At 71.6% G+C, this 9,682-nt stretch carries 7 protein-coding genes; 1 reads left to right on the forward strand and 6 read right to left on the reverse strand.

The genetic code is table 11. The features are described 5' to 3' along the window. Nucleotides 1-28: 28 nt before the first annotated feature. From ACFU3E_RS37775 to ACFU3E_RS37800, 6 genes are all read right to left on the reverse strand, one after another. Nucleotides 29-769 carry an SDR family NAD(P)-dependent oxidoreductase gene (locus tag ACFU3E_RS37775; RefSeq protein WP_384169164.1) on the reverse strand — a complete coding sequence of 247 codons (741 nt, stop codon included), beginning with the start codon at nucleotides 767-769 and terminating at the stop codon, nucleotides 29-31. Nucleotides 770-830: 61 nt separating this feature from the next. Next, entirely contained in the window at nucleotides 831-2,417 is a 1,587-nt protein-coding gene (locus tag ACFU3E_RS37780; RefSeq protein ID WP_384169167.1) for a Na+/H+ antiporter, read from the reverse strand. Nucleotides 2,418-2,512: 95 nt separating this feature from the next. Further along, complete coding sequence (locus tag ACFU3E_RS37785) at nucleotides 2,513-2,980, reverse strand: GNAT family N-acetyltransferase (protein WP_384169171.1); 468 nt, start codon at nucleotides 2,978-2,980, stop codon at nucleotides 2,513-2,515. Continuing rightward, nucleotides 2,977-3,921, reverse strand: a complete 945-nt coding sequence (locus tag ACFU3E_RS37790; protein WP_384169174.1) for an RluA family pseudouridine synthase — start codon at nucleotides 3,919-3,921, stop codon at nucleotides 2,977-2,979. The genes ACFU3E_RS37785 and ACFU3E_RS37790 overlap by 4 nt, the downstream gene beginning before the upstream one ends. 43 nt (nucleotides 3,922-3,964) lie before the next feature. Next, nucleotides 3,965-4,666, reverse strand: a complete 702-nt coding sequence (lspA, locus tag ACFU3E_RS37795) for a signal peptidase II (protein WP_384169177.1) — start codon at nucleotides 4,664-4,666, stop codon at nucleotides 3,965-3,967. 89 nt (nucleotides 4,667-4,755) lie between these two features. Continuing rightward, nucleotides 4,756-5,811 carry a TraR/DksA family transcriptional regulator gene (locus ACFU3E_RS37800; protein WP_384169180.1) on the reverse strand — a complete coding sequence of 352 codons (1,056 nt, stop codon included), beginning with the start codon at nucleotides 5,809-5,811 and terminating at the stop codon, nucleotides 4,756-4,758. A 626-nt stretch (nucleotides 5,812-6,437) separates the two neighbouring features. Here ACFU3E_RS37800 and ileS point away from each other — a divergent pair. Continuing rightward, nucleotides 6,438-9,605 (forward strand): isoleucine--tRNA ligase, encoded by a 3,168-nt coding sequence (gene ileS, locus ACFU3E_RS37805; protein ID WP_384169183.1) that lies wholly within the window; start codon nucleotides 6,438-6,440, stop codon nucleotides 9,603-9,605. Nucleotides 9,606-9,682 lie beyond the last annotated feature (77 nt).

The raw sequence follows: 9,682 nt of genomic DNA on the forward strand, positions 1-9,682 counted from the left end.
CGGGCAGCCCTCCTGTCGTGCGCGGGGGTCAGTGGCCCCGCTCGGCGCCGCCGTTGACCTGGATGATCTGCGAGGTGACGTGCCCGGCACCGGGGGAGGCCAGCCAGTGCAGGGTCTCGGCGACGTCCCCCGGGGTCCCGGCCCGGCCGTTCGAGGTCTCACCGATGAGCCGCTCCCGCCGCTCCTCGGCCATCGCGTCCCCGAAGAACTCGGTGTCCTCGATGTACCCGGGCGCGACCACGTTCACGGTGATGCCGCGCGGCCCCAGCTCGCGAGCCAGGTCATGGGCGTACGGATGCAGCCCCGCCTTGGCCGCCGCGTACGCCCCGCTCCCGGACCCCCGGTAGGCGGCGATGGAGCTGAGGAACAGCACCCGTCCGCCGGGCTCGGCGAGCCGCGGCTTCAGCGCCTCGGTGAGCAGCACCGCCGTCAGGGTGTTGAGCCGGAAGTTCACACTCCAGGTGTGCGCGACGGCCGCGAGCGGATCGTCACCCGGGACGTCCGGTTCAAGCAGCCCGCTGCCCCCGGCGCTGTGCACGAGCACGTCCACCGCGCCCAGCTCCGCTCCCACGAAGGCGGCGACACCGCGCACGTCCTCCGGCTCGGCGAGATCGGCCGCGTACGTCAGCGCGCCGGGCACCCCGGCCTTCTCCAGCACGTCGGCCCGCCGCCCGAGCAGCAGCACCCGATCCCCGTCGGCGGCGAACACCCGGGCCGCCGCGAGCCCGATTCCCGTTCCTCCACCACTGATCACCACGTTCCGTGCCATACCGACGACCCTACGACGTCCCGGCCGCCCGCCGTCAAAACCGGCAGCCGGGGCCGTCGGCTCACCGCAGGCTCCGGACGTCGAGGTGCCGCAGAATCCGGTCCACCACCTCGGGATCCGCGCCCGGCTCACTGCGCGCCGCCAGTACCTCGTGCCGTGCCGCACTCAGCATCTCCTGCTGGATCCGCCGCACCCGCCGCACCCGCCGGGCCCCCTCGCGGTACGCCTCCCGCCGCTCGTCCTCCGCCAGTTCGGGGCTGATCCGCACCCCGATGTCGTAGGCCCGCCGCAGCATCTGCTCGGACAGCTCCTCCGGCAGCTCCTCGTTCCCCTCGATCTCCCGCAGCCGCTGCTTCGCCGCCTTGGCCGCCCGGATCGCCAACACCTTCGCGAACTCCTTCTCCTGGTCCGTGTCGGCCTTCACCCCGAGCCGGTGCACCAGCCACGGCAACGTCAGCCCCTGCAGCACCAGCGTCGCCATGATCACTCCGAACGCGATGAAGATGATCTCGTCCCTGCTGGGGAACGGCGCGCCCGCGTCGGTCTCCAGCGGGATCGCCAGCACCAGCGCGACCGAGGCCACCCCGCGCATCCCCGACCACCACATCACCACGGTCTCGCGCCAGCTCACCGGGATGTCCTCGTCGTAGTCCCGCCGCGCGTGCAGCCGTTTGGTCAGCCAGGTGGCCGGCAGCAGCCACAGCAGCCGGGCGAACACGACGACGACCACCACCACCGCCGCCCACCAGAGCAGTTCGCCCCACCGTCCGGAGGCCGTGCGGATCGCGTTGTGCAGCTCGAGGCCGACCAGGCCGAACGCGACGCCGGTGACGAGCGTGTCGACGATGTTCCAGAACGTGTGCCCGGCCAGCCGCGTCATGACGTCGTCGGCGTCGGAGCCGTACTCCGCGAGGAACAGCGCGGTGGTGAGCACGGCGAGCACACCGGACCCGTGCAGTTCCTCCGCCATCACGTACGAGGCGTACGGCACCAGCAGGGTCAGCCCGATCTGCAGGGTCGCGTCGCCGAGCACCTCCATCAGCTTGTTCGCGCCCCAGCCCAGCGCGAGGCCCACGGCCACCGCCACCACGGCCGACAGCACCAGGTCGAGCCCGGCCTTCCAGGGCGAGAACGTCCCGCTGACGGCGGCGGCGATCGCCACGTGGTAGAGGACGATGGCCGTCACGTCGTTGAACAGCCCCTCGCCCTCCAGGATCGACACCAGGCGGCGCGGCAGCCCCAGCTGCCCGGCCACGGCGGTCGCCGCGACCGGGTCCGGCGGCGCCACCAGGGCGCCCAGCGCGAAGGCCGCGGCGAGCGGGAGCCCCGGCACGATCGCGTCGGCCACGGCGGCAACGCAGGCCATGGTGACGAACACCAGCGCCACGGCCAGCAGGAAGATCGGCCTCTTGTTCGCCGCGAACTGCCGCCAGGAGGTGCGCCGCACGGCGGCGTACAGCAGGGGCGGCAGCAGCAGCGGCAGGATCAGGTCCGGCGCGATCTCGACGTTCGGCACGAACGGGAGCAGCGCGAGGACGATCCCCAGGAGCGTCATCAGCACCGGCGCGGGCACTTTGAACCGGTCGCCCACGGGGACACTGATCACGGCCCCGAGCAGCAGCAAGAACAGCAGGGCCAACTGATCCACGGTCAGCGCTCCGGGAGGTCACATGGTCACACGACTGACCTCAAGCCTGCCACGCGACTCCTGGGGCAAACCGTTTCGGCACCCGCCATGAGGGGCTACAGCGAACGCCGCATCCCCTGGTGCGGAATGCCCGCCTCCACGTACTCGGGGCCATAGGTCTCGTAGCCGAGCCGCTCGTAGAAGCCGAGCGCGTGCGTCTGCGCGTGCAGGTCCACGGCCGCGAGCCCTCGGGCACGTGCCGCGTCCTCGATGGCCCGCACCAGGGCGGCTCCGACACCGAGCCCGCGTGCGGGGCCCGTCACGGCGAGCCGGCCGAGGGAGCCCACGGCCGGGTCGGCGCCGGTCTGCGCCGCGGCCGCCTCCCCGTGCAGCAGCCGCCCGGTCCCGAGCGGCACACCGTCCTCCCGGAGCGCCAGCACATGGACCGCTCCGGCGTCGTACGCGTCGTACTCGAGGTCCTCCGGCACGCCCTGCTCGCCGACGAAGACCTCCTTGCGCACCGCGAAGCACGCCTCACGGTCGGCCGGGTCCGCGGCGACCCGCACCACGTACGGCGTGCTCACGCGTAGGTCTCCTCGCGGACCTGCTCCAGGGCCTTGTGCAGGTCCTCCGGGTAGTCGCAGGAGAACTCCGCCCACTGCCCGTCCCCGGGGTGCTCGAAGCCGAGCCGCACCGCGTGCAGCCACTGCCGGGTCAGACCGAGGCGCTTGGCGAGCGTCGGGTCGGCGCCGTAGGTGAGGTCGCCGACGCAGGGGTGCCGATGGGCGGCCATGTGGACGCGGATCTGGTGCGTGCGGCCGGTCTCCAGCTTCACGTCGAGCAGCGAGGCCGCGCGGAACGCCTCGATGAGGTCGTAGTGCGTGACGGACGGCTTGCCCTCGGCGGTGACCGCCCACTTGTAGTCGTGCTGGGGGTGCCGGCCGATGGGCGCGTCGATGGTGCCGCTGGTCGGGTCGGGGTGGCCCTGGACGAGCGTGTGGTACCGCTTGTCGACCGTGCGCTCCTTGAACTGGCGCTTGAGCGAGGTGTAGGCACGCTCCGACTTGGCGACCACCATGAGGCCCGAGGTGCCGACGTCGAGCCGGTGCACGATGCCCTGGCGCTCGGCGGCGCCGGAGGTGGAGATCCGGTACCCGGCGGCGGCCAGGCCCCCGATGACGGTCGGCCCGTTCCAGCCCGGCGACGGGTGCGCGGCCACACCGACCGGTTTGACGATCACGACCACGTCATCGTCGTCGTGCACGATCTCCATGCCCTCGACCGGCTCGGCCACCACCTGCACCGGCGCGGGCGCCTGCGGCATCTCGACCTCCAGCCAGGCGCCGCCGTGCACGCGCTCCGACTTGCCGACCACCGACCCGTCGACCGTGACCTTCCCCGCGGCGGCGAGCTCGGCCGCCTTGGTCCGGGAGAAGCCGAACATGCGGGAGATGGCGGCGTCGACGCGCTCGCCCTCCAGGCCGTCGGGCACGGGCAGGGTACGGATCTCGGGAAGCGTGCTCACCCGTCGAGTATGCCGGACGGCTCCGGCAGGGCCGTACGCGCGCTCAGTCCTTGTGGACGGTCCCGTCCGGGTCGAGGCCCTTGAACGACAGCAGAACGATCAGGACGCCGCCGCACACGATCGCCGAATCGGCCAGGTTGAAGACGGCGAAGTGCTTGGGCGCGATGAAGTCCACGACCGCGCCCTCGAAGACGCCCGGTGCCCTGAAGATCCGGTCGGTGAGGTTGCCCAGCGCACCGCCGAGCAGCAGGCCGAGCGCGATCGCCCAGGGCAGGCTGTAGAGCTTGCGGGCGAGCCGGGCGATCACCACGATCACCGCCGCCGCGATCATGGTGAAGATCACGGTGAAGGCCTCGCCGAAGCCGAAGGCCGCGCCCGCGTTGCGGATCGCCTCGAACTTCAGCCAGTCCCCGATGATCTCGATGGGCGGGTGGTGCTCCAGCTTGGCCACCACGATCAACTTGCTGATCAGGTCGAGGGCGTACGCGACCGTGGCGACGGCGAACAGCACCGCGATCCGGCGCCTGCCGCGGGGCTGCCCGGCGGTGGCCTCCGGCTCGCCGGTACCGGACGCCCCGGCGGTGGCCTCCGGCTCGCCGGTACCGGACGCCCCGGCGGCGGCCGCGGCCGCCGGGTCGGTGCCGGACCCGCCGGCCGGCGTGCCCTCGGAGTCGGGCCGCTCCTTGCCGCTCCCGGCCGCGTCCGGTGTGTCCGGCGTACCGATGATGCGCTCCGCCTCTGCCACGTGAGTCCCTCAACCTAGGTGCCTGACTGAGGACGAGGGTACGGCACACCCCGTATGTCGCACGTGCTCAGGAGGCATTCGGCGGCCGGTCAGTAGCGGCGCTCCTGCTTCTGCTTGCACTCCACGCAGAGCGTGGCCCGGGGGAAGGCCTGCATGCGGGCCTTGCCGATGGGGTTGCCGCAGTTCTCGCACAGACCGTAGGTGCCCGCGTGCAGGCGTTCCAGGGCGCGCTCGGTCTGGAGGAGCATCTCGCGCGCGTTGGCGGCCAGGGCCAGCTCGTGCTCGCGGGTGATGTTCTTGGTGCCGGTGTCCGCCTGGTCGTCGCCCGCGCCGTCCCCGGAGTCCCGCATCAGACCGGCCAGCGACCGCTCCGACGACGTGATCTCCTCGCGCAGCCGGGTTTCCTCGGACGTCAGCTCGGACCGCGCCTCCTCGACCTCCTCCGTCGTCCAGGGGTCCTCGCCCGGGCGTACCGCGAGCTCATCCGGCTCCGCCGCGGCGACCCGTGCCTTCGGAACGGCGGTCTTCGCCGCCGTGGCCGTGCCAGGAGTCTTCTTCGCAACCACCGTCGTCGCTCCCGTCTGCTGCGCGGCCTCGGCCGCACCTGCCTTCTTGGCCGTGCTGCTCGCGGCCGTGTCCTGTGTGACCGCGCCGGTCCGGGGGGCGCCCTTCCCGACCGCGCTCTTCGTGGTGGTGCTCTTGCCGCCGGCGGACCTCTCGGCCGGGGCCTTGCCGGCGGCGGTCTTCTTCCCCGCCGCCTTCTTGCCCGCCGTCTTCCTGACGGCGGTCTTCCCGGCCGGGTCGGTCTTCCCGGCCGTGGTCTTCTTCCCCGCCGCCTTCTCGGCCGAGGCTCTCTCCCGCGGCGCCTTGGACGTGGCCTTCCTGCCCGCTGCCGCCTTGGTCGCCGCCTTCTTGACCCGGGCCTCCCCGGCCCCGGCCTCCCTGGCCCCGGTCTCCTTGGCCGTCGCCTTCTTCCCGGCTGCCGCCGTCCCCTGAGCCGCCTTCCCCCCGCCCTCCTTCGCCGCCCGCCCCGCCGAACCCCCCTGCGTGGACTTCTTCCCGCCCACGCCCTTGGCCGCACCGCCGGAGGCTTCCGCGGACCTGCCGGACGCCGGCTGCTGTACGGCGGTCTTCTTCGCCACCATGGCCGCGGCCCCTTCACATATTGTGATCTTGCTCGCGAATCGTGCTGGGACGATAAATCGACTCGAGTCCCGCGGCAACGGGGCACACCGCCCGATTCGCCCGCCTCGCGCACGCCGCGCGGCGAACCTGCATCCGTTGTGCCCAGCTCCCCGCCCGGTAATCCGTCGTGCCGGACGTCCCAGGATCCGAACACCTATACCACCCCATTAGGGTCATCAAACCCATATCGCACCCCACCCGGCACCGCGCCCCCGGCAGCCCCGAAAACCGGTCGGCCGCCGTCCGCGCGGCGCCGTACACTGGGCGGAGCGAAAAGCGTGGATGGGGACGAGTAGCGGCGTACGCAGCCCAGAGCGACCCGGGGACGGTGGAAGCCCGGGGGCGAGCGCGACGTGAAGATCACCCCGGAGCCGCCGGAAGAACGCCTTGCGCCGTGGGCCCCGCCCACCGGCCGTAGGGGCCAGTAGACCCGGCATCGCGACCCCAATGAGGGGGCTCACCGGCGCACACGTGCCGGAGGGCCAAGGAGGGTGGTACCGCGGGAGCGCGCCGAAGGCGGCGCAGGCAGACGTAGCTCTCGTCCCTCCGGACGGAAGGCAGCAAGTCCGCCGGAGGAAGCCCGCTGATGACATCGCCGACGTACCGCCAGGTACCCGCCCAGGTCGACCTGCCCGCCCTCGAGCACGCCGTGCTCGAGTTCTGGCGCGAGCAGAAGATCTTCGCCAAGAGCCTGGAGCAGTCCGAGGGCCGCCCCGAGTGGGTGTTCTACGAGGGTCCGCCCACCGCCAACGGCATGCCCGGTGCCCACCACATCGAGGCCCGCGTCTTCAAGGACGTCTTCCCCCGCTTCCGCACCATGCGCGGCTACCACGTCGCCCGCAAGGCAGGCTGGGACTGCCACGGCCTCCCGGTGGAGCTCGCCGTCGAGAAGGAGCTCGGCTTCTCCGGCAAGCAGGACATCGAGGCGTACGGCATCGCGGAGTTCAACGAGAAGTGCCGCGAGTCGGTGACCCGGCACACGGACGCCTTCGAAGAGCTCACGACCCGCATGGGCTACTGGACCGACCTCAACGACCCGTACCGCACGATGGACCCCGAGTACATCGAGTCGGTCTGGTGGTCGCTGAAGGAGATCTTCAACAAGGGCCTGCTGGTCCAGGACCACCGCGTCGCCCCCTGGTGCCCCCGCTGCGGCACGGGTCTGTCGGACCACGAGCTGGCGCAGGGCTACGAGACGGTCGTCGACCCGTCGGTCTTCGTCCGCTTCCCCCTCACCTCCGGCCCGCTGGCCGGCGAGGCCGCGCTCCTGGTGTGGACGACCACGCCCTGGACCCTGGTCTCCAACACGGCGGTCGCCGCCCACCCCGAGGTCACCTACGTCGTCGCGACGAAGGGCCCGGAAGGTTCGGAGAAGCTCGTCGTCGCCGAGCCGCTGGTCGCCAAGGCCCTCGGCGAGGGCTGGGAGACCACCGGCCAGTCCTTCACCGGTGCCGAGATGGAGCGCTGGACGTACCAGCGCCCCTTCGAGCTGGTCGATTTCCCGGCCGAGGCCCATTTCGTGGTCAACGCCGAGTACGTCACCACCGAGGACGGCACGGGTCTGGTCCACCAGTCCCCCGCGTTCGGTGAGGACGACCTCAAGGTCTGCCGCTCCTACGGCCTGCCGGTCGTGAACCCGGTCCGCCCCGACGGCACCTTCGAGGAGGACGTCCCGCTCGTCGGCGGCGCCTTCTTCAAGAAGGCCGACGAGAAGCTCACCGAGGACCTCGACAGCCGCGGCCTGCTCTTCAGGCACATCCCCTACGAGCACAGCTACCCGCACTGCTGGCGCTGCCACACCGCGCTGCTCTACTACGCGCAGCCCTCCTGGTACATCCGCACCACGGCGCTCAAGGACCGCCTCCTCCAGGAGAACGAGAACACCAACTGGTTCCCGGACACGGTCAAGAACGGCCGGTACGGCGACTGGCTGAACAACAACATCGACTGGGCGCTGTCCCGCAACCGCTACTGGGGCACCCCGCTGCCGATCTGGCGCTGCGAGGACGACCACCTCACCTGCGCCGGGTCCCTCACCGAGCTGACCGAGCTGACCGGCACGGACCAGTCGGGCCTGGACCCGCACCGGCCGTTCATCGACGACGTCACGTTCGCCTGCCCCCAGGACGGCTGCGGGAAGACGGCCACCCGCGTGCCCGAGGTGATCGACGCCTGGTACGACTCGGGTTCGATGCCGTTCGCCCAGTGGGGCTACCCCTACAAGAACAAGGAACTGTTCGAGGCCCGTTACCCGGCGCAGTTCATCTGCGAGGCCATCGACCAGACCCGCGGCTGGTTCTACACGCTGATGGCCGTCGGCACGCTCGTCTTCGACAAGTCGTCCTACGAGAACGTCGTCTGCCTCGGCCACATCCTCGCCGAGGACGGCCGCAAGATGTCCAAGCACCTGGGCAACACCCTGGACCCGATCCCGCTCATGGACCGGCACGGCGCCGACGCGGTCCGCTGGTTCATGGCGGCCGGCGGCTCCCCGTGGGCGGCCCGCCGCGTGGGCCACGGCACGATCCAGGAGGTCGTCCGCAAGACCCTCCTGACGTACTGGAACACGGTCGCCTTCCAGGCCCTGTACGCCCGTACGTCGAGCTGGGCCCCGTCCCAGGCCGACCCGGCCCCGGCCGACCGCCCGGTCCTGGACCGCTGGCTGCTGTCCGAACTGCACGCGCTCACCGACCAGGTCACCCAGGCGCTGGACGCCTACGACACCCAGCGCGCAGGCAAGCTGCTGTCCGCGTTCGTCGACGACCTGTCCAACTGGTACGTGCGCCGCTCCCGCCGCCGCTTCTGGCAGGGCGACAAGGCGGCTCTGCGCACGCTGCACGAGGTCGTCGAGACGGTCACGCAGCTGATGGCCCCGCTGACCCCGTTCATCGCCGAGCGGGTGTGGCAGGACCTGATCGTCCCGGTCACCCCGGGCGCCCCCGAGTCGGTCCACCTGTCGTCCTGGCCCGAGGCGGACCTCACCGCCATCGACCCGGAGCTGTCGAAGCAGATGGTCCTGGTGCGCCGGCTGGTGGAGCTCGGCCGTGCCACGCGTGCGGAGTCGGGCGTCAAGACGCGTCAGCCGCTCTCCCGAGCGCTGATCGCCGCGACCGGCTTCGAGACGCTGGACTCCGAACTGCGCACGCAGATCACGGAGGAGCTGAACGTCGAGTCCCTGGCGACGCTCAGCGAGGTCGGCGGCAGCCTGGTCGACACCACGGCGAAGGCCAACTTCCGCGCGCTGGGCAAGCGGTTCGGCAAGCGCGTCCAGGACGTGGCCAAGGCTGTCGCGAACGCCGACGCGGCCGCCCTGTCCCTGGCCCTGCGCGAGGGCACGGCGGCGGTCGAGGTCGACGGCGAGACCGTCACGCTGGCTCCCGACGAGGTCATCATCACGGAGACCCCACGCGAGGGCTGGTCGGTGGCCTCCGACTCGGGCGCGACGGTCGCCCTGGACCTGGAGATCACCGAGGAGCTCCGCCGCGCCGGCCTGGCCCGTGACGCGATCCGCCTGATCCAGGAGGCCCGCAAGAACAGCGGCCTCGACGTGGCCGACCGCATCGCGTTGCGCTGGACGGCCACGGACCAGGCGACGGTCGAGGCCCTGACCGGCCACGCCAGCCTGATCGCCGACGAGGTCCTCGCCACCGCCTTCCTGAATGAGCACAGCGCCGAGGGCGAGGCGGACGGCACCTACGGCGAGCCCTTCACCGACGAGGGCCTGTCCCTGACGTTCCGCCTGCGCAAGGCCTAACCCTCAGGCCGAACAGCCCGAAGGCCCGGGCCCGCCAAAAATCTTGGCGGGCCCGGGCCTTCGGCGTTGCGTACGCA

Origin of the sequence: Streptomyces sp. NPDC057424 (assembly GCF_042803315.1) — a bacterium.
Classification (GTDB): domain Bacteria; phylum Actinomycetota; class Actinomycetes; order Streptomycetales; family Streptomycetaceae; genus Streptomyces.

Bases quoted from the DNA above. Each gene is read 5' to 3' on its own strand.
- ACFU3E_RS37775 (WP_384169164.1), bottom strand. From the start codon at position 769: ATGGCACGGAACGTGGTGATCAGTGGTGGAGGAACGGGAATCGGGCTC.
- ACFU3E_RS37800 (WP_384169180.1), bottom strand. From the start codon at position 5,811: ATGGTGGCGAAGAAGACCGCCGTACAGCAGCCGGCGTCCGGCAGGTCC.
- ileS (WP_384169183.1), top strand. From the start codon at position 6,438: ATGACATCGCCGACGTACCGCCAGGTACCCGCCCAGGTCGACCTGCCC.